This window comes from Priestia sp. YIM B13552, from assembly GCF_042787775.1.
GTDB classification, from domain to species: Bacteria; Bacillota; Bacilli; order Bacillales; family Bacillaceae_H; genus Priestia; species Priestia megaterium_E.
Map to the genome: position 1 here is coordinate 17,466 of NZ_JBHZOU010000012.1, position 20,046 is coordinate 37,511.

Consider the following 20,046-nt stretch of genomic DNA (forward strand, 5'->3'; position numbering starts at 1 on the left):
AAGACCTTGCAATTCATGAAGTTTAATGTTAATATTTCATAAGTCAGTATGTCTCAAAACTAGAGACTAAAACAACTATTTCTTTATTTTATATATAAAGAACATTGAGTGGGAGGGCATCGCCCTATTACCACATCACGGACTTAAGGAGGTGTGTCTCGTGGCTAAAAAAGTAATTAAACTTGTTAAGTTACAAATTCCTGCAGGTAAAGCAAATCCAGCGCCACCAGTTGGTCCTGCATTAGGTCAAGCCGGTGTTAACATCATGGGTTTCTGTAAGGAGTTTAACGCTCGCACAGCTGATCAAGCTGGTCTTATCATTCCTGTTGAAATCACGGTATTTGAAGACCGTTCATTTACATTTATTACGAAAACTCCACCTGCTGCTGTACTACTTAAGAAAGCGGCTGGTATTGAGTCTGGTTCTGGTGAACCAAACCGTAATAAAGTTGCAACAGTCAAGCGTGACAAAGTGCGTGAGATTGCTGAAACTAAAATGCCTGACTTAAACGCTGCTAGCGTTGAATCTGCAATGCGCATGGTAGAAGGTACAGCGCGCAGTATGGGAATCGTAGTTGAAGACTAATTCCATTTGATTGGGTGTTAGAAGGTTGCGAGAAATGGAAGTTTTCCTATGCTCGCAACCTTTATTAGTGGGAGGTTATTCCGTTAAAACCACATAAGGAGGAAACAAAAATGGCTAAAAAAGGTAAAAAGTACGTTGAAGCTGCTAAGCTTGTAGATCGTACACAAACTTATTCAGTACAAGAAGCGATTGAATTAGTAAAGAAAACAAACACAACTAAATTTGATGCAACTGTAGAAGTAGCATTCCGTTTAGGAGTTGACCCTAAGAAAGCTGACCAACAAATTCGTGGTGCAGTAGTACTACCAAACGGTACAGGTAAAACTCAACGTGTATTAGTATTCGCTAAAGGCGAAAAAGCTAAAGAAGCTGAAGCTGCAGGCGCTGACTACGTTGGCGATGCTGACTACATCAACAAAATCCAACAAGGTTGGTTCGAGTTCGATGTAATCGTAGCTACTCCAGACATGATGGGTGAAGTTGGTAAACTTGGTCGTGTATTAGGACCTAAAGGTTTAATGCCAAACCCTAAAACTGGTACAGTAACATTTGATGTTCAAAAAGCAGTTAACGAAATCAAAGCTGGTAAAGTAGAATACCGCGTTGATAAAGCTGGTAACATCCACGTACCAATCGGTAAAGTATCTTTCGAAGAGAGCAAGTTAGTTGAAAACTTCACTACAATCTTCGAAACTATGGTAAAAGCTAAGCCGGCAGCAGCAAAAGGCACATACATGAAGAACGTAGCTGTTACTTCAACAATGGGCCCTGGTATCAAAGTTGATACTGCTTCATTCTCTGCTTAATAAATTTGGAAATAAATCGGTGTTGACTTTTTGAAAGTCCCTGATTATAATAGATAATGTTGTTAAAAAGAATAACATTTGTACCGTAGACAGTAGGTGCTGCAAAGCTTAATTCCCTACCGAGGTGTGTGAGATAAATTAGTGAAACGTTATGGTTCGCTTACTACACCTCCATGTCTTTATTGTCATGGAGGTTTTTTATTGCACCTTGTCTGAGTGTACGGAAGGAAATCTACAGGAGGTGTAAAGATGAGCAACGTAATTGAACAAAAGAAACAAGTCGTAGACGAAATTGCTGAAAAACTTCAAGCGAGTAACTCAATAGTTGTCGTTGACTACCGTGGTTTGAATGTTGCTGAAGTTACTGAACTTCGTAAGCAATTACGTGAAGCAGGCATTGAGTTCAAAGTTTACAAAAACACTTTAACTCGCCGTGCTGTAGAAAAACTTGAACTAACAGATCTTAATGATGCGTTAGTAGGTCCAAATGCAATCGCATTTGGTGGAGAAGATGTTGTTGCTCCAGCTAAAATTCTAAACAACTTCGCGAAAGAACACGAAGCGTTAGAAATCAAAGCTGGTGTAATTGAAGGTAATGTTGCATCTGTTGAAGAAATTAAAGCACTTGCAGAACTACCATCTCGCGAAGGCTTACTTTCTATGTTGCTTAGCGTGCTTCAAGCTCCAATTCGCAACCTTGCTCTTGCTACAAAAGCTGTGGCAGATCAAAAAGAAGAACAAGGTGCATAATCTAGTCTGTTATATATAACACAATCACAAGGAGGAAATTAACAATGACTCAAGAACAAATCATTGAAGCAGTTAAAAATATGACTGTTTTAGAACTTAACGATTTAGTAAAAGCAATCGAAGAAGAATTTGGCGTAACTGCTGCTGCTCCTGTAGCTGTAGCTGGCGGTGCTGCTGGTGAAGCTGCTGCTGAGAAAACTGAATTTGACCTAGTACTTGAAAGTGCTGGCGGACAAAAAATCAAAGTTATCAAAGTAGTACGTGAAATCACTGGTCTTGGCTTAAAAGAAGCTAAAGAAATCGTTGATAACGCTCCAAAAGCTCTTAAAGAAGGTATTTCTAAAGAAGAAGCTGAAGAAGCAAAAGCTAAACTTGAAGAAGTTGGCGCTTCTGTAGAAGTTAAGTAATTATTGCTTAACAACTGATATAAAAAAGCTCGCTTGTACAAGCGAGCTTTTTTGCTTCTGTCATCCTTTTCATTTATAGTAAAGAAGAACATATTGATTAGGAGGTTCTATTTTGACAGAACATTATTTTTCCAATACACCATTGTCTGCAAGTAATGAAGAGCGCTTTTCATTTGAATTGAGAGGAACCTCTTTTTCATTTACGAGTGACCGCGGTGTTTTTTCAAAAAAAGAGATCGATTTTGGATCGCGCCTGTTAATTGAAACGTTTCAAATGCCCGAGAGTCCCGGCCCGCTTCTGGATGTTGGGTGCGGATATGGCCCAATTGGGTTGGCACTTGCAAAAGAGGACAGCCAAAGAAACGTTCATATGGTTGATGTTAATGAACGTGCATTAGCACTAGCTCAAAAAAATGCTGAAGTTAATTCAGTATCCAATGTTTCAATCTATCAAAGCTCTTGCTATGAAAATGTGAAGGAAACGAATTTTGCAGCTATTCTTAGTAATCCGCCGATCCGTGCGGGTAAAAAAGTTGTTCATGAAATTCTAGAAAAATCATTAGATCACCTTGCTGACCAAGGAGAACTTTGGATTGTGATTCAGAAAAAGCAAGGAGCGCCATCTGCTCTTGCGAAATTAGAATCTCTATTTAATGAAGTAGAAGTAGTAGACAAGAAAAAAGGGTATTATATCATATGTGCTAAAAAATGTTGACTAATATTTTTTAGTATGTTAGCATTATAAAATGCCAATATATAAATATTCCATATAAGCTCGGGTTATACATAAAATAAAAGGTATAATTTTGAATTATATGGGAAAAACTAATAAAATCAATAGTACGTTTTTATGAAATTGTGGTTTTCTATTTAAAGAGACCATTTTTCTTTTGTTCAATAATAAACATATGGTTTATTATATATTTTGAATAATAACGCTTGATTTGAGGGGTGAATCAGTTGACAGGTCAACTAGTTCAGTATGGACGCCACCGCCAACGCAGAAGTTATGCTCGTATTAGTGAAGTTTTAGAGTTACCGAACTTAATCGAGATTCAAACGGCTTCATACCAATGGTTTTTAGATGAAGGTTTACGAGAAATGTTCCAAGATATTTCTCCAATTGATGATTTTACAGGTAACTTATCACTAGAATTTATTGATTACAGCTTAGGTGAGCCAAAGTATTCAGTAGGAGAGTCCAAAGAACGTGATGTAACTTATGCAGCACCTCTTCGTGTTAAGGTGCGGTTAATTAATAAAGAAACAGGTGAAGTAAAAGACCAAGATGTGTTCATGGGAGATTTCCCATTGATGACCGAAACAGGTACCTTTGTAATTAATGGTGCTGAGCGTGTTATCGTATCACAGTTGGTTCGTTCACCAAGTGTTTACTATAGTGGAAAGCTTGATAAAAACGGTAAAAAAGGATATACAGCAACTGTTATCCCTAACCGTGGTGCATGGCTAGAATATGAAACTGATGCAAAAGATGTAGTATACGTGCGTATTGATCGTACTCGTAAACTGCCAGTAACAGTGCTGTTACGCGCGCTAGGTTTCGGTTCTGACCAAGAGATTATCGATTTAATCGGTGATAATGAATACATCCGTAATACGCTTGAAAAAGATAATACGGAAACAACGGAAAAAGCGCTATTAGAAATCTATGAGCGTTTACGTCCGGGTGAACCACCGACAGTTGAGAATGCGAAGTCTCTATTAGTATCTCGCTTCTTTGATCCAAAACGATATGACTTAGCGAACGTAGGTCGCTATAAAATTAATAAAAAGCTTCATATCAAACATCGCTTATTTAATCAAAAGCTAGCTGAAACATTAGTTGATCCTGAAACAGGTGAAATTATTGCAGAAAAAGGCGCAATGATTGACCGCCGTCTGCTAGATCGCTTGATTCCGATGCTTGAAGGTGGAGTAAACTTCAAAACTTACAGCCCGGTTGGTGGAGTAGTAGAAGACGATGTTACATTACAATCTATTAAGATTTATGCGCCAAATGATCCAGAAGGTGAAAAAATCATCACTGTATCAGGTAACGCGTATGTAACAGAAGAAGTTAAAAATATCACACCTGCTGATATTTTAGCATCGATCAGTTACTTCTTTAACTTGCTTCATCAAGTAGGAGACACAGATGATATCGACCACTTAGGTAACCGTCGTCTGCGTTCTGTAGGTGAATTGTTACAAAATCAATTCCGTATCGGTTTATCTCGTATGGAACGTGTTGTTCGTGAAAGAATGTCAATTCAAGACACGAATACAATCACACCTCAACAATTAATTAATATTCGCCCAGTTATTGCGGCGATTAAAGAGTTCTTTGGAAGTTCTCAATTATCACAGTTCATGGATCAAACGAATCCATTAGGCGAATTGACGCACAAACGTCGTCTTTCAGCTCTAGGACCTGGTGGTTTAACGCGTGAGCGCGCTGGTTTCGAAGTACGTGACGTTCACTACTCCCACTATGGCCGTATGTGTCCGATTGAAACGCCAGAGGGTCCGAATATCGGGTTAATCAACTCACTATCTTCTTATGCAAAAGTAAACAAATTCGGTTTCATCGAAACACCTTACCGTCGTATCGATCCTGAAACAGGTAAAGTGACAGAGCGAATTGACTACTTAACAGCTGATGAAGAAGATAACTATGTTGTAGCTCAAGCGAACGCTCGTCTAGGTGATGATGGTTCATTCTTAGATGAAAATGTCGTTGCACGTTTCCGTGGAGAAAACACGGTTATCCGTCGCGATCGTTTAGACTATATGGATGTATCACCAAAACAAGTTGTATCTGCCGCTACAGCATGTATCCCATTCTTAGAGAACGATGACTCTAACCGTGCATTAATGGGTGCGAACATGCAACGTCAAGCAGTACCTTTATTAAATCCTGAAGCACCAATCGTAGGTACAGGTATGGAATACGTATCTGGTAAAGACTCTGGTGCAGCCGTGATTTGTAAATATCCTGGCGTTGTAGAGCGCGTAGAAGCCAAACAAATTTTTGTTCGCCGCTATGAAGAAGTAGACGGACAAAAAGTTAAAGGTAACTTAGATCAATACAAACTATTAAAATTTGTTCGTTCTAACCAAGGTACTTGTTACAACCAGCGTCCAATTGTTTCAGTTGGCGACGAAGTAGTAAAAGGTGAGATCTTAGCCGACGGTCCTTCAATGGAAAAAGGTGAGCTTGCTTTAGGGCGAAACGTAATGGTTGGTTTCATGACATGGGATGGTTACAACTATGAGGATGCCATCATCATGAGTGAACGCCTTGTGAAAGACGATGTATATACGTCTGTTCATATTGAAGAATATGAATCTGAGTCTCGTGATACGAAGCTTGGACCTGAAGAAATTACGCGTGACATTCCAAACGTAGGTGAAGATGCGCTTCGCAACTTAGATGAGCGTGGAATCATCCGCATTGGTGCAGAAGTAAAAGACGGAGATCTTTTAGTTGGTAAAGTAACGCCAAAAGGTGTAACAGAACTAACGGCTGAAGAACGTCTTCTACACGCTATTTTCGGTGAAAAAGCGCGTGAAGTTCGTGATACTTCTCTTCGTGTACCACACGGCGGCGGTGGAATCATTCTTGATGTTAAAGTCTTCAACCGCGAAGATGGCGACGAATTACCACCAGGTGTAAACCAATTAGTCCGTGCATATATTGTTCAGAAGCGTAAAATTTCTGAAGGTGACAAAATGGCCGGTCGTCACGGTAACAAAGGTGTAATTTCACGTATTTTACCTGAAGAAGATATGCCTTACCTACCAGACGGTACGCCAATTGACATCATGTTAAACCCATTAGGGGTACCATCTCGTATGAACATCGGTCAGGTGCTAGAGCTTCATTTAGGTATGGCTGCTCGTAAGCTTGGCATTCACGTTGCGTCTCCAGTATTTGATGGTGCGCGTGAGGAAGATGTTTGGGCAACAATCGAAGAAGCTGGCATGTCTCGTGATGCTAAAACAGTTCTATATGATGGTCGAACAGGTGAACCATTCGATAACCGTGTATCAGTAGGGATCATGTACATGATCAAACTTGCTCACATGGTAGACGATAAACTTCACGCTCGTTCTACTGGACCATACTCACTTGTTACACAACAACCACTTGGTGGTAAAGCGCAGTTCGGTGGACAGCGTTTTGGTGAGATGGAGGTATGGGCACTTGAAGCATACGGTGCTGCTTACACATTACAAGAGATCTTAACAGTGAAATCAGATGACGTAGTAGGTCGTGTGAAAACATACGAAGCAATTGTTAAAGGTGAAAACATTCCAGAACCTGGCATACCTGAATCGTTCAAAGTATTAATTAAAGAACTACAAAGTTTAGGTATGGATGTGAAGATGCTTTCTGCTGACGAGCAAGAAATTGATATCATGGACTCAGAAGAGGACCATGAGCAACCAACAGAATCAATTATTGCAGATAACGAAGAAAGCCTTTCTGAAGGACAAAAAGATCCTGTCACAAAAGAGTAAGGAATTACTTTCATATAAACGTTAAGGGAAAAAACCTGTAGATTAAAAGGGAGGTAGGCTCCTTGCTAGATGTAAATAACTTTGAGTATATGAAAATCGGTCTAGCTTCGCCAGATAAAATTCGTTCTTGGTCGTACGGTGAGGTAAAAAAACCTGAAACGATCAACTATCGTACGTTAAAACCTGAAAAAGACGGCTTATTCTGTGAGCGTATTTTTGGTCCACAAAAGGACTGGGAATGTCACTGCGGAAAATATAAGCGCGTTCGTTATAAAGGTGTTGTATGTGATCGTTGCGGCGTAGAAGTTACGCGCGCAAAAGTTCGTCGTGAACGCATGGGTCACATCGAGCTAGCTGCACCTGTTTCTCATATTTGGTACTTTAAAGGTATTCCTAGCCGCATGGGACTTGTCTTAGACATGTCCCCTCGTGCGCTAGAGGAAATCATTTATTTTGCTTCTTATGTAGTAACAGATGCTGGTGATACACCACTTGAAAAGAAACAGCTTTTATCAGAGAAAGAATACCGTGCGTATCGTGAGAAGTACGGACAAACTTTCCATGCAGCAATGGGTGCTGAAGCTGTTAAAAAATTATTGCATGACATCGATCTTGATAAAGAAGTAGATGCTTTGAAAGAAGAATTGAAAACTGCTCAAGGTCAACGTCGTACACGTGCTATTAAACGTTTAGAAGTACTAGAGGCTTTCCGTCATTCTGGTAACGAACCTTCTTGGATGATTTTAGACGTTCTACCGGTTATTCCGCCAGAACTTCGTCCAATGGTTCAATTAGATGGTGGACGCTTTGCTACGTCTGACTTAAACGATTTATATCGCCGTGTAATCAACCGTAACAACCGCTTAAAGCGTTTATTAGACCTTGGAGCTCCTAGCATTATCGTTCAAAACGAAAAGCGTATGCTTCAAGAAGCTGTAGATGCATTAATCGATAATGGTCGTCGCGGCCGTCCGGTAACAGGACCAGGTAACCGTCCATTAAAATCTCTTTCTCACATGTTAAAAGGTAAGCAAGGTCGCTTCCGTCAAAACTTATTAGGTAAACGTGTTGACTACTCTGGCCGTTCGGTAATCGTTGTAGGTCCGAACTTAAAGATGTATCAATGTGGTCTTCCAAAAGAAATGGCGTTAGAGCTTTTCAAACCTTTCGTAATGAAAGAGCTTGTTGAGCGCGGTTTAGCTCATAACATCAAGAGTGCAAAACGTAAAATTGAACGCGTGCAACCTGAAGTATGGGACGTATTAGAATCGGTTATTAAAGAGCATCCAGTTCTTTTAAACCGTGCACCAACGCTACACAGACTAGGTATTCAAGCATTTGAACCTACGCTTGTAGAAGGTCGCGCTATCCGTCTTCACCCGCTTGTATGTACAGCATATAACGCTGACTTTGACGGTGACCAAATGGCGGTTCACGTTCCATTATCTGCAGAAGCACAAGCAGAAGCACGTATCTTAATGCTTGCTGCTCAAAATATCTTGAACCCTAAAGATGGTAAACCAGTTGTTACACCTTCACAGGATATGGTATTAGGTAACTACTACTTAACGCTTGAGCGTGAAGAGGCAGTTGGAGAAGGTATGGTGTTCAAGGATACAAATGAAGCACTATTAGCGTACCAAAACGGTTATGTGCATCTTCATACACGTGTAGGTGTGTATGCAGGTTCTTTAAACAACGAAACGTTTACAGAAGCACAAAATCAACAGTTGCTTGTTACAACGGTTGGTAAATTAGTTTTCAACGAAATTTTACCAAAATCGTTCCCATACATTAACGAACCAACAAGAGAAAACTTAGAAGTGAAAACTCCTGAGAAGTACTTTGTTGAAAAAGGTGCAGATGTGAAGGAATTCATCAAGAATCAACCGGCTATCGCACCGTTTAAGAAAAAAATCTTAGGTAATATTATCGCTGAAGTATTTAAACGTTTCAAAATTACTGAGACTTCTAAAATGCTTGACCGTATGAAAGACCTAGGTTTCAAATATTCTACTAAAGCTGGTATTACAGTTGGTGTAGCTGATATCGTGGTTTTAGGAGAAAAAGAAGTTATCTTAACAGAAGCGCAAGCTAAAGTAGATAACGTACTAAAACAATTCCGTCGTGGTTTAATTACTGAAGATGAGCGTTATGAGCGTGTTATCTCTGTATGGAGTAGCGCGAAAGACGTTATCCAAGGTAAATTAATGGCGTCATTAGACAAACGCAACCCAATCTTCATGATGAGTGACTCTGGTGCCCGTGGTAACGCATCTAACTTCACTCAGCTTGCAGGTATGCGTGGACTAATGGCCAACCCGTCTGGTCGTATCATTGAGTTACCAATCAAATCTAGTTTCCGTGAAGGTTTAACGGTATTAGAGTACTTTATCTCTACCCATGGTGCACGTAAAGGTCTTGCCGATACGGCTCTTAAAACAGCTGACTCAGGTTACCTTACTCGTCGTCTGGTTGACGTGGCACAAGACGTTATCGTACGTGATGACGACTGTGGTACAGACCGCGGTATTCTGGCTGTTGCAATCAAAGAAGGAACAGAAGAAATTGAGAAACTTGATGAGCGTCTAATTGGACGTTATGCAAGAAAAACACTACTTCACCCAGGAACAAACGAAGTGTTAGTGAAAGAAAACGAACTGATTACAGAAGACCTAGCTGAAACAATTGTGGATGCTGGTGTTGAAGAAGTATGGATTCGTTCTGCATTCACTTGTAACACTCGCCACGGTGTATGTAAAAAATGTTACGGTCGTAACCTTGCAACTGGTTCAGAAGTTGAAGTGGGTGAAGCAGTTGGTATCATCGCTGCTCAATCTATCGGTGAGCCAGGTACACAGTTAACGATGCGTACATTCCATACAGGTGGGGTTGCTGGAGACGATATCACTCAAGGTTTACCGCGTATCCAAGAGATCTTCGAAGCGCGTAACCCTAAAGGTCAAGCCGTTATTTCTGAAATTGAAGGTACAATTGCCGGCATTTCTGAAGGACGCGATCGTCAACATGAAATTACTGTTCAAGGAGAGATTGAAACTCGTTCTTACACAGCTCCGTACAGTGCACGTCTGAAAGTTATTGAAGGACAGCGCATTGCACGTGGTCAAGAATTAACAGAAGGTTCAATTGATCCTAAAGAATTACTAAAAGTAAAAGACATCACGGCTGTACAAGAGTACTTGCTTCGTGAGGTGCAAAAAGTATACCGTATGCAAGGGGTAGAAATTGGAGATAAACACGTAGAGGTAATGGTTCGCCAAATGCTTCGTAAAGTGCGCGTAATGGATTCAGGAGATACAGATGTATTACCAGGTTCATTACTTGATATTCACCAATTCACTGATGCAAATGAAAAAGTATTACTTGAAGGCAATCGTCCAGCGACGGGTCGTCCTGTATTACTTGGTATTACAAAAGCATCTCTTGAAACTGATTCCTTCTTATCTGCTGCATCATTCCAAGAAACAACGCGTGTTCTTACGGATGCTGCAATCAAAGGAAAACGTGATGAGTTGCTTGGACTTAAAGAGAATGTTATCATTGGTAAGCTAGTTCCAGCTGGTACAGGTATGACGAGATATCGTAATGCTGAACCGATCAAAAACCAAGCTGAAGAAACGGTAACAATCGACTAATTATAAAATCATTACTCTAGAATGGATGTTTTTTTAAAAAACTACAAAACGTTAGTTGACATCCATTCTAGGGAATGATACTATATCAAAGGTGCTCCTATAAACTACCTGTTACTTTGGAGGATATGATAATGTCTTATGAAAAAGTATTACAGGCTGATCATATTATTGTAGGAACAAAGCAGACGGTGAAAGCATTAAAAAAAGGTACAGTAAAGGAAGTCATCATTGCTGAAGACGCTGATTTTTATGTCACATCCATTGTGGCAAAAACGGCACAGCAAGAAAACGTTCCGTATACGTATGTCCCTTCTATGCGAAAGCTTGGTCAAGCTTGTAGGATAGAAGTTAACGCTGCAACTGTTGCAATTATTAGTTAACACGTTTTTGAACTTTTAGTTTCAAAGACTTTGTTTTTTGCTAAAAAATGAACCACCTGGATGTGTGGTCTTACAAAAGGCGAAAGGAGGAAAATTTAAATGCCTACTATTAACCAATTAATCCGTAATGGTCGTGTGAGTAAAGGTAAAAAATCTGACTCACCTGCTTTAAACAGAGGTTACAACAGCTTCAAAAAAGCTCAAACTAACCAATCTTCTCCACAAAAACGTGGTGTATGTACACGTGTGGGTACTATGACACCGAAGAAACCGAACTCGGCTCTTCGTAAATATGCTCGTGTACGTTTAACAAACGGTATCGAGGTAACAGCTTATATCCCAGGTATTGGTCACAACTTACAAGAACACAGCGTGGTACTTATCCGCGGTGGACGTGTAAAAGATTTACCAGGGGTACGTTACCATATCGTACGTGGTGCACTTGATACTGCTGGTGTGGATGGCCGTATGCAAGGTCGTTCTAAATATGGTACTAAGCGACCAAAAGCAGCTAAAAAATAATAGCTTAACAATTAATAGATAAACTTTTAAAAGTGAAAGGAGGAAGTAGAATGCCACGTAAGGGACCTGTTGCAAAAAGAGACGTATTACCAGATCCGATTTACAATTCTAAGCTTGTATCTCGCTTAATCAACAAAATGATGCTTGATGGAAAGCGCGGTAAGTCACAAGCTATTCTTTATAGAGCATTCGATTTAGTACAAGAGCGCAGTGGTAAAGAAGCTATGGAAGTATTCGACCAAGCTCTTAAAAACATCATGCCTGTACTAGAAGTTAGAGCACGCCGTGTAGGGGGTTCTAACTACCAAGTTCCTGTAGAAGTACGTCCAGAGCGTCGTACTACTTTAGGTCTTCGTTGGTTAGTAAACTATGCTCGTCTTCGTGGAGAAAAAACGATGGAAGAGCGTTTAGCTAACGAAATCCTTGATGCAGCTAACAACACTGGTGCTGCAGTTAAGAAACGTGAAGATACTCACAAAATGGCAGAAGCTAACAAAGCATTTGCTCATTACCGTTGGTAATCTTTTAACGAAACTTTTTAAAAAACAAATTATAATATGGAAGGAGAAATACCTAAGATGGCAAGAGAGTTCTCCTTAGAAAACACTCGTAATATTGGGATCATGGCTCACATTGATGCTGGTAAAACAACAACAACTGAGCGTGTTCTTTATTATACTGGCCGTATCCATAAAATTGGTGAAACTCATGAAGGAGCTTCACAAATGGACTGGATGGAGCAAGAGCAAGAACGTGGTATCACTATCACGTCTGCTGCGACAACTGCTTCTTGGAAAGGTCACCGCGTTAACATCATTGATACTCCTGGACACGTAGACTTCACTGTTGAAGTTGAGCGTTCATTACGTGTACTTGATGGCGCTGTGGCAGTTCTTGATGCTCAATCTGGTGTTGAGCCTCAAACAGAAACAGTATGGCGTCAAGCGACTACGTACGGTGTTCCCCGTGTCGTATTCGTTAACAAAATGGACAAAATTGGTGCTGACTTCTTGTACTCTGTAAAAACGATCCACGATCGTTTAGGTGCAAATGCTCACCCAATTCAGTTGCCAATTGGTGCTGAAGATGAGTTCGAAGCAATCATTGACCTAGTGGAAATGAAAGCATACTTCTACGAAGATGACTTAGGTACTCGTTCAGAGTCTCGTGAAATTCCTGAGGAATACAAAGAGCAAGCTGAAGAATACCGTGCAAGCTTAGTAGAAGCTGTTGCAGAACTTGACGAAGAATTAATGATGAAGTACTTAGACGAAGGCGAGCTTACAGTTGAAGAACTAAAAGCTGGTATCCGTAAAGGTACTTGTGACGTTGAATTCTACCCAGTTATCTGTGGTTCAGCATTCAAAAACAAAGGTGTACAATTAATGCTAGATGCAGTAATTGACTACCTACCATCTCCAGTAGATGTACCAGCAATCCAAGGTATCGTACCTGACACAGAAGAAGAAGTTACGCGTGAGTCTAGCGACAACGCTCCTTTCTCAGCATTAGCGTTCAAAGTTATGACGGACCCTTATGTTGGTAAATTAACATTCTTCCGTGTGTACTCTGGTGTACTAAGCTCTGGTTCATACATCAAAAACTCTACAAAAGGTAAGCGTGAGCGTGTAGGTCGTATCCTACAAATGCATGCTAACTCTCGTGAAGAGATTTCTGAAGTATACGCTGGAGATATCGCGGCAGCTGTAGGATTAAAAGATACTTCTACTGGTGATACTCTATGTGACGAAAAGAGTCTTGTAATTCTTGAGTCTATGGAATTCCCAGAGCCAGTTATCTCTTTATCTGTTGAGCCAAAATCAAAAGCTGACCAAGATAAAATGACTACAGCTCTTCAAAAGTTACAAGAAGAAGATCCAACTTTCCGTGCGGAAACTAATACAGAGACTGGTCAAATCATCATCTCTGGTATGGGTGAGCTTCACCTTGATATCATCGTTGACCGTATGCGTCGCGAATTCAAAGTAGAAGCAAACGTTGGTGCTCCTCAAGTAGCTTACCGTGAAACTTTCCGCGCTGGTGCGAAAGTTGAAGGTAAATTCGCTCGTCAATCTGGTGGTCGTGGACAATTCGGTCACGTTTGGATTGAGTTCGAACCTAACGAAGAAGGAAAAGGCTTTGAATTTGAGAACAAAATCGTTGGTGGTGTAGTTCCACGTGAATACATCCCTGCAGTTCAAGCTGGTCTTGAAGATGCATTACAAAACGGTGTTGTTGCTGGTTATCCATTAATCGATATCAAAGCTGCTTTAGTTGATGGATCTTACCATGACGTTGACTCAAGTGAGATGGCGTTTAAAATTGCCGCTTCTATGGCTCTTAAAAACGCAGTATCAAAATGTAGCCCAGCTATCCTTGAACCAATGATGAAGGTTGAAGTTGTTATCCCTGACGAATACTTAGGAGATATCATGGGTGACATTACGTCTCGTCGTGGACGTGTAGAAGGTATGGAAGCACGCGGTAACGCTCAAGTTGTACGTGCATTCGTTCCACTTTCTGAAATGTTTGGTTATGCAACTGCATTACGTTCAAACACTCAAGGTCGCGGAACATATTCTATGCACTTCGATCACTACGAAGAAGTTCCTAAATCAATTTCAGAAGAAATTATTAAAAAAAATAAAGGTGAATAATTGATTTTCACTCTTTATTGAAGTATAACTACTTATGTACGCTGTGAAAGTGGAGCTCATTCCCTTTCACGGCCTCATAAAACATAAACTACATGAATTTTAAGGAGGATTTTCGAATGGCTAAGGAAAAATTCGACCGTTCAAAAACACATGCCAATATCGGTACAATTGGTCACGTTGACCATGGTAAAACAACTTTAACAGCTGCTATCACTACTGTTCTTGCTAAGAAAAGTGGTAAAGGTGCAGCAATGGCTTACGACATGATCGACGCTGCTCCAGAAGAGCGCGAGCGTGGAATCACAATCTCAACTGCACACGTTGAGTACGAAACTGACACTCGTCACTATGCACACGTTGACTGCCCAGGACATGCTGACTATGTTAAAAACATGATCACTGGTGCTGCTCAAATGGATGGCGGTATCTTAGTAGTATCTGCTGCTGATGGTCCAATGCCACAAACTCGTGAGCACATCCTTCTTTCTCGTCAAGTAGGTGTACCTTACCTAGTTGTATTCTTAAACAAATGTGACATGGTAGACGACGAAGAGCTACTTGAATTAGTAGAAATGGAAGTACGTGACCTTCTTTCTGAATACGACTTCCCTGGTGACGATGTACCAGTAATCAAAGGTTCTGCTCTTAAAGCTCTTGAAGGCGAAGCTGATTGGGAAGCTAAAATCATCGAGCTTATGGACGCTGTTGATGAGTACATCCCAACTCCAGAACGTGACACTGAAAAACCATTCATGATGCCAGTTGAGGACGTATTCTCAATCACTGGTCGTGGTACAGTTGCTACAGGTCGTGTAGAGCGTGGACAAGTTAAAGTTGGTGACGTTATCGACATCATCGGTTTAACTGAAGAGCCAAAATCTACTACTGTAACAGGTGTAGAAATGTTCCGTAAGCTTCTTGACTATGCTGAAGCTGGCGACAACATCGGTGCTTTACTTCGTGGTGTAGCACGTGAAGAAATCCAACGTGGACAAGTATTAGCTAAACCAGGCTCAATCACTCCACACACTAAATTTACTGCTGAAGTATACGTTCTTTCTAAAGACGAAGGTGGACGTCACACTCCATTCTTCACAAACTACCGTCCACAGTTCTACTTCCGTACAACTGATGTAACTGGTATTTGTAACTTACCTGAAGGCGTAGAAATGGTAATGCCTGGCGACAACATCGAAATGACTGTTGAACTTATCGCTCCAATCGCGATTGAAGAAGGTACTAAATTCTCAATCCGTGAAGGTGGACGTACAGTAGGCGCTGGCGTTGTAGCTAAAATCAGCGAGTAATTTCTCGTTTCAGTAAAGGGAGTAGGGTAACCTACTCCTTTTTTTATTTGGTGATAAAAGGTAAAGATAGTTTTTATTATTACACTTGCAAAATGATCTCCTTTTATATATAATGAAAAAAGTGTGCGACACATAAAAAAGTTTTTTAACTTTATTGTTGCAATATGAACCCATTTTTAGTATAATAAAAATGTTGGTCTTTGACTGCGATGATGCGGAAGGTTGCCGACACACCCGGCCGCTTTGCCATGGCGAGTGTGGGGAAATTTCCGCGGAGAATGTCTATTGTAAAATAGGCGAAAAAGGAGGGAAAATAATGGCAAAAGAAAAAATTCGCATTCGTTTAAAAGCATATGATCACAGAATTCTTGATCAATCTGCTGAGAAAATCGTAGAAACTGCAAAACGTTCTGGTGCGGCTGTATCTGGTCCGATTCCATTACCGACTGAAAAATCAATTTATACAATTCTACGTGCAGTACACAAATATAAAGATTCTCGTGAGCAGTTCGAAATGCGCACGCATAAACGCTTAATTGATATCGTGAATCCAACACCACAAACTGTTGATTCATTAATGCGTTTAGACTTACCATCTGGTGTAGATATCGAAATTAAACTTTAATTTAAAATAAAGAATGAAAAGATACTTAGGAGGTGTGACTAATGGCCAAAGGAATCTTAGGAAGAAAGATCGGTATGACTCAAGTATTTGCTGAAAATGGTGACTTGATCCCAGTAACAGTAATTGAAGCTTCTGCTAACGTAGTTCTTCAAGTTAAAAACGCTGAGACAGACGGTTACGAAGCAATCCAATTAGGTTTCGAAGATATCCGTGAAAAACTATCTAACAAACCTGCAAAAGGACATGCTACTAAAGCTAATACTGCTCCTAAGCGCTTCATCCGTGAGTTACGCGGTGTGGACGCTTCAGCATATGAAGTTGGTCAAGAAGTCAAGGTTGATATTTTCGCAGAAGGCGATGTAATTGATGTAACAGGAATCTCAAAAGGTAAAGGTTTCCAAGGTGCTATTAAACGCCACGGACAATCTCGCGGACCTATGTCTCATGGTTCTCGCTACCACCGTCGCCCAGGTTCAATGGGTCCTGTAGCTCCAAACCGCGTATTCAAAGGTAAATTATTACCAGGACGCATGGGTGGAGAGCGCATCACTGTGCAAAACTTATCAATCGTTAAAGTTGACGCAGAACGCAATCTTTTATTAGTAAAAGGTAACGTGCCAGGAGCTAGAAAATCTCTAGTTACTGTTAAATCTGCAGTTAAATCTAAATAATAATTCTTCGAGAAAGGAGGAATAACCAATGCCAAAAGTAGCATTGTTTAACCAAAACGGTGAAAACGTTGGAGAAATCGAACTTCAAGATGCCGTTTTCGGTATCGAACCAAACAACAAAGTACTTTTCGACGCGATCGTAATGCAACGCGCATCTCAACGTCAAGGTACTTCTAAAGTTAAAAATCGTTCTGAAGTAAGAGGCGGTGGCCGTAAGCCATGGCGTCAAAAAGGTACTGGTCGTGCTCGTCAAGGATCTATCCGTTCTCCACAATGGCGTGGTGGTGGCGTAGTATTTGGTCCAGTTCCAAGAAGCTATAGCTACAAATTACCTAAAAAAGTTCGTCGTTTAGCAATTAAGTCTGCATTATCAACTAAAGTTCAAGATAACAGCATCGTTGTTCTTGAAGCTCTTTCTTTTGATGCTCCAAAAACAAAAGAAATGGTAGCAGTTCTTAAAAACCTAACAGTAGAACGCAAAGCATTAGTAGTAACTGCTGATCTTAACGAAAACGTTGCACTTTCAGCACGTAATATTCCTGGTGTAACAGTTGTTGCAGCTAATGGTTTAAGCGTATTAGACGTTATGAACCATGATAAGCTTGTAATCACTAAAGACGCAGTTGAAAAAGTAGAGGAGGTGCTTGCATAATGAAAGATCCTCGTGATATTATTAAGCGCCCCGTAATTACAGAACGTTCAACAGACTTAATGGCTGAGAAAAAATATACGTTTGATGTTGATGTAAGAGCTAATAAAACTGAGGTTAAAGATGCTATCGAAAAAATCTTTGACGTAAAAGTTGAAAAAGTAAACATCATGAACTACAAAGGTAAATTCAAGCGTGTAGGTCGCTACAGTGGTCTTACTAACCGTCGTCGTAAAGCGGTAGTAACACTAACTCAAGAGAGCAACGAAATCGAATTCTTCGAAGCTTAAGATTACTAGAGAAGGAGGGAAATTGAGATGGCGATTAAAAAGTATAAACCAACCTCAAATGGTCGTCGTGGCATGTCAGTTTCTGATTTCGCTGAAATTACTACTGACAAACCAGAAAAATCGTTACTTGCACCTGTCAAGAGAAAAGGTGGTCGTAACAACCAAGGTAAATTGACTGTTCGTCACCAAGGTGGTGGGCACAAGCGTCAATACCGTATCATCGATTTTAAACGCGATAAAGATGGAATACCTGGACGCGTTGCTACAATCGAATATGATCCAAACCGTTCAGCTAACATCGCATTAATTCATTATGCTGATGGTGAAAAACGTTACATCCTTGCTCCTAAAAACCTAAAAGTAGGTTTAGAAGTTATGTCAGGTCCTGAAGCTGACATTAAAGTAGGTAACGCGCTTCCTTTAGCTAACATTCCTGTTGGTACAGTAGTACACAACATCGAATTGAAACCTGGTAAAGGTGGACAATTAGTTCGTTCTGCAGGTACATCTGCTCAAGTACTTGGTAAAGAAGGTAAATACGTATTAGTACGTTTAACTTCTGGTGAAGTACGCATGATTCTTGCAACTTGTCGTGCAACTGTAGGTCAAGTTGGTAACGAACAACACGAGTTAATCAACATCGGTAAAGCCGGTCGTTCTCGTTGGTTAGGTATCCGTCCAACTGTACGTGGTTCTGTAATGAACCCTAACGATCACCCACACGGTGGTGGTGAAGGACGTGCTCCAATCGGACGTAAGTCTCCAATGAGTCCATGGGGTAAACCAACACTTGGTTACAAAACTCGTAAGAAGAAAAACAAATCCGATAAATTTATCGTTCGTCGTCGTAAAAAATAACGGGATTGAGCTACGGTTCAAACGAACCGTAGGACAATCACGAAGGGAGGTTCATTTATGGGTCGCAGCTTAAAGAAAGGACCTTTTGTAGATGACCATTTAATCAACAAAATTGAGAAGTTAAACGAAACTGACAGCAAGCAAGTAGTAAAAACTTGGTCTCGTCGTTCAACTATCTTCCCTCAGTTCATTGGTCATACAATTGCTGTATATGACGGTCGTAAACATGTACCAGTTTATGTTACTGAAGACATGGTAGGTCACAAACTTGGTGAATTCGCACCATCTCGTACTTACAAAGGTCACGCAAGTGATGATAAGAAAACAAGACGCTAATATGAGAGGAGGCTTTTAAATGCAAGCTAAAGCTGTCGCGAGAACAGTACGTATTGCTCCTCGTAAAGTTCGTTTAGTTGTAGATTTAATTCGAGGTAAGCAAGTGGGTGAAGCGCTAGCAGTGCTACTTCACACGCCAAAGGCTGCTTCTCCAGTCGTTGAGAAAGTATTAAAATCTGCTATTGCCAATGCAGAACACAATTATGAAATGGACGCTAACAATTTAGTTATTACTGACGCTTTTGTTAACGAAGGTCCAACTTTAAAACGTTTCCGTCCACGCGCTATGGGACGTGCAAGCCAAATTAACAAGCGCACAAGCCACATCACAATCGTGGTATCAGAAAAGAAGGAGGGATAATTCATGGGTCAAAAGGTAAATCCGGTCGGTCTTCGCGTCGGTGTCATCCGTGATTGGGAATCAAGATGGTTCGCTGGCAAAGACTACGCTGACTTATTACATGAAGACTTAAAAGTACGTGAATATATCGCTAAACGTTTAAACGATGCAGCTGTTTCTAAAGTTGAAATCGAACGCGCTGCTAACCGCTTAAACGTAACGATCCACACTGCAAAACCTGGTATGGTAATTGGTAAAGGTGGTACTGAAGTAGAATCACTTCGTAAAGCTCTTAACCAATTAACAGGCAAGCGTGTACACATTAACATCCTTGAAATTAAACGAGCAGATTTAGATGCTAAACTAGTAGCTGAAAACATCGCTCGCCAACTTGAGAACCGTGTATCATTCCGTCGTGCTCAAAAGCAAGCTATCCAACGTAGCATGCGTGCTGGCGCACAAGGTATCAAAACAATGGTATCTGGTCGTTTAGGCGGCGCTGATATTGCTCGTTCTGAATATTACAGTGAAGGTACAGTTCCACTTCATACACTTCGCGCTGATATTGACTATGCTCACGCTGAAGCAGATACTACTTATGGTAAACTTGGTGTGAAAGTATGGATCTATCGTGGAGAGGTTCTTCCTACTAAAAAGAAAACTGAGGAAGGAGGAAAATAAT

Annotated in this window: 20 protein-coding genes and 1 other annotated feature; all 20 genes read left to right on the top strand. The window is 40.6% G+C overall.

Annotated features, from left to right (window positions below):
* The first annotated feature begins 160 nt into the window (after nt 1–160).
* Nucleotides 161–586, top strand: coding sequence for a 50S ribosomal protein L11 (gene rplK, locus ACFX40_RS25825; RefSeq protein WP_013054914.1), 426 nt, complete (start codon nt 161–163; stop codon nt 584–586).
* Between the two features lie 110 nt (nt 587–696).
* Nucleotides 697–1,392, top strand: coding sequence for a 50S ribosomal protein L1 (gene rplA, locus ACFX40_RS25830; protein WP_013054915.1), 696 nt, complete (start codon nt 697–699; stop codon nt 1,390–1,392).
* Between the two features lie 65 nt (nt 1,393–1,457).
* Nucleotides 1,458–1,601, top strand: a sequence feature (ribosomal protein L10 leader region).
* A 40-nt stretch (nt 1,602–1,641) separates the two neighbouring features.
* Nucleotides 1,642–2,142: a 50S ribosomal protein L10 gene (gene rplJ / locus ACFX40_RS25835; RefSeq protein ID WP_013054916.1), complete on the top strand. Its 501-nt coding sequence runs from the start codon at nt 1,642–1,644 to the stop codon at nt 2,140–2,142.
* Nucleotides 2,143–2,186: 44 nt separating this feature from the next.
* Nucleotides 2,187–2,549, top strand: a complete 363-nt coding sequence (gene rplL / locus ACFX40_RS25840) for a 50S ribosomal protein L7/L12 (RefSeq protein WP_013054917.1) — start codon at nt 2,187–2,189, stop codon at nt 2,547–2,549.
* 112 nt (nt 2,550–2,661) lie between these two features.
* Nucleotides 2,662–3,264 carry a class I SAM-dependent methyltransferase gene (locus tag ACFX40_RS25845; protein ID WP_028410366.1) on the top strand — a complete coding sequence of 201 codons (603 nt, stop codon included), beginning with the start codon at nt 2,662–2,664 and terminating at the stop codon, nt 3,262–3,264.
* A gap of 245 nt (nt 3,265–3,509) precedes the next feature.
* Nucleotides 3,510–7,073, top strand: a complete 3,564-nt coding sequence (gene rpoB, locus ACFX40_RS25850) for a DNA-directed RNA polymerase subunit beta (RefSeq protein WP_377257157.1) — start codon at nt 3,510–3,512, stop codon at nt 7,071–7,073.
* Between the two features lie 62 nt (nt 7,074–7,135).
* Nucleotides 7,136–10,729 carry a DNA-directed RNA polymerase subunit beta' gene (gene rpoC, locus ACFX40_RS25855; protein ID WP_013081369.1) on the top strand — a complete coding sequence of 1,198 codons (3,594 nt, stop codon included), beginning with the start codon at nt 7,136–7,138 and terminating at the stop codon, nt 10,727–10,729.
* Nucleotides 10,730–10,860: 131 nt separating this feature from the next.
* Nucleotides 10,861–11,109: a 50S ribosomal protein L7ae-like protein gene (locus ACFX40_RS25860; protein WP_013054921.1), complete on the top strand. Its 249-nt coding sequence runs from the start codon at nt 10,861–10,863 to the stop codon at nt 11,107–11,109.
* A 99-nt stretch (nt 11,110–11,208) separates the two neighbouring features.
* Nucleotides 11,209–11,631, top strand: a complete 423-nt coding sequence (gene rpsL, locus ACFX40_RS25865) for a 30S ribosomal protein S12 (RefSeq protein WP_013054922.1) — start codon at nt 11,209–11,211, stop codon at nt 11,629–11,631.
* Between the two features lie 50 nt (nt 11,632–11,681).
* A complete protein-coding gene (gene rpsG, locus ACFX40_RS25870; RefSeq protein WP_013054923.1) occupies nt 11,682–12,152 on the top strand; it encodes a 30S ribosomal protein S7 in 471 nt (156 codons plus the stop codon).
* Nucleotides 12,153–12,209: 57 nt separating this feature from the next.
* Entirely contained in the window at nt 12,210–14,288 is a 2,079-nt protein-coding gene (gene fusA / locus ACFX40_RS25875) for an elongation factor G (protein ID WP_028410367.1), read from the top strand.
* Between the two features lie 116 nt (nt 14,289–14,404).
* Nucleotides 14,405–15,595, top strand: coding sequence for an elongation factor Tu (tuf, locus tag ACFX40_RS25880; protein ID WP_013081371.1), 1,191 nt, complete (start codon nt 14,405–14,407; stop codon nt 15,593–15,595).
* Nucleotides 15,596–15,911: 316 nt separating this feature from the next.
* Nucleotides 15,912–16,220, top strand: a complete 309-nt coding sequence (rpsJ, locus tag ACFX40_RS25885; protein WP_013054926.1) for a 30S ribosomal protein S10 — start codon at nt 15,912–15,914, stop codon at nt 16,218–16,220.
* Between the two features lie 41 nt (nt 16,221–16,261).
* Nucleotides 16,262–16,891: a 50S ribosomal protein L3 gene (rplC, locus tag ACFX40_RS25890; protein ID WP_013054927.1), complete on the top strand. Its 630-nt coding sequence runs from the start codon at nt 16,262–16,264 to the stop codon at nt 16,889–16,891.
* A 28-nt stretch (nt 16,892–16,919) separates the two neighbouring features.
* The gene (gene rplD, locus ACFX40_RS25895; protein WP_013054928.1) at nt 16,920–17,543 is read left to right on the top strand and encodes a 50S ribosomal protein L4; all 624 of its coding nucleotides are present in this window, start codon (nt 16,920–16,922) and stop codon (nt 17,541–17,543) included.
* Nucleotides 17,543–17,830 (top strand): 50S ribosomal protein L23, encoded by a 288-nt coding sequence (gene rplW, locus ACFX40_RS25900; protein WP_013054929.1) that lies wholly within the window; start codon nt 17,543–17,545, stop codon nt 17,828–17,830. The genes rplD and rplW overlap by 1 nt, the downstream gene beginning before the upstream one ends.
* Nucleotides 17,831–17,857: 27 nt before the next feature.
* Nucleotides 17,858–18,688: a 50S ribosomal protein L2 gene (gene rplB / locus ACFX40_RS25905; RefSeq protein WP_013054930.1), complete on the top strand. Its 831-nt coding sequence runs from the start codon at nt 17,858–17,860 to the stop codon at nt 18,686–18,688.
* Nucleotides 18,689–18,745: 57 nt separating this feature from the next.
* Complete coding sequence (gene rpsS, locus ACFX40_RS25910) at nt 18,746–19,024, top strand: 30S ribosomal protein S19 (RefSeq protein ID WP_013054931.1); 279 nt, start codon at nt 18,746–18,748, stop codon at nt 19,022–19,024.
* Nucleotides 19,025–19,043: 19 nt separating this feature from the next.
* Nucleotides 19,044–19,385, top strand: a complete 342-nt coding sequence (rplV, locus tag ACFX40_RS25915) for a 50S ribosomal protein L22 (RefSeq protein WP_013054932.1) — start codon at nt 19,044–19,046, stop codon at nt 19,383–19,385.
* 3 nt (nt 19,386–19,388) lie between these two features.
* A complete protein-coding gene (gene rpsC, locus ACFX40_RS25920) occupies nt 19,389–20,045 on the top strand; it encodes a 30S ribosomal protein S3 (RefSeq protein WP_013054933.1) in 657 nt (218 codons plus the stop codon).
* Nucleotide 20,046 lies beyond the last annotated feature (1 nt).

Excerpts from the sequence above, each read along its gene's own strand:
- rplA (WP_013054915.1), top strand. The coding sequence starts at position 697 with ATGGCTAAAAAAGGTAAAAAGTACGTTGAAGCTGCTAAGCTTGTAGAT.
- rplJ (WP_013054916.1), top strand. The coding sequence starts at position 1,642 with ATGAGCAACGTAATTGAACAAAAGAAACAAGTCGTAGACGAAATTGCT.
- rplL (WP_013054917.1), top strand. The coding sequence starts at position 2,187 with ATGACTCAAGAACAAATCATTGAAGCAGTTAAAAATATGACTGTTTTA.
- ACFX40_RS25860 (WP_013054921.1), top strand. The coding sequence starts at position 10,861 with ATGTCTTATGAAAAAGTATTACAGGCTGATCATATTATTGTAGGAACA.
- rpsL (WP_013054922.1), top strand. The coding sequence starts at position 11,209 with ATGCCTACTATTAACCAATTAATCCGTAATGGTCGTGTGAGTAAAGGT.
- rpsG (WP_013054923.1), top strand. The coding sequence starts at position 11,682 with ATGCCACGTAAGGGACCTGTTGCAAAAAGAGACGTATTACCAGATCCG.
- fusA (WP_028410367.1), top strand. The coding sequence starts at position 12,210 with ATGGCAAGAGAGTTCTCCTTAGAAAACACTCGTAATATTGGGATCATG.
- tuf (WP_013081371.1), top strand. The coding sequence starts at position 14,405 with ATGGCTAAGGAAAAATTCGACCGTTCAAAAACACATGCCAATATCGGT.
- rpsJ (WP_013054926.1), top strand. The coding sequence starts at position 15,912 with ATGGCAAAAGAAAAAATTCGCATTCGTTTAAAAGCATATGATCACAGA.
- rplC (WP_013054927.1), top strand. The coding sequence starts at position 16,262 with ATGGCCAAAGGAATCTTAGGAAGAAAGATCGGTATGACTCAAGTATTT.
- rplD (WP_013054928.1), top strand. The coding sequence starts at position 16,920 with ATGCCAAAAGTAGCATTGTTTAACCAAAACGGTGAAAACGTTGGAGAA.
- rplW (WP_013054929.1), top strand. The coding sequence starts at position 17,543 with ATGAAAGATCCTCGTGATATTATTAAGCGCCCCGTAATTACAGAACGT.
- rplB (WP_013054930.1), top strand. The coding sequence starts at position 17,858 with ATGGCGATTAAAAAGTATAAACCAACCTCAAATGGTCGTCGTGGCATG.
- rpsS (WP_013054931.1), top strand. The coding sequence starts at position 18,746 with ATGGGTCGCAGCTTAAAGAAAGGACCTTTTGTAGATGACCATTTAATC.
- rplV (WP_013054932.1), top strand. The coding sequence starts at position 19,044 with ATGCAAGCTAAAGCTGTCGCGAGAACAGTACGTATTGCTCCTCGTAAA.
- rpsC (WP_013054933.1), top strand. The coding sequence starts at position 19,389 with ATGGGTCAAAAGGTAAATCCGGTCGGTCTTCGCGTCGGTGTCATCCGT.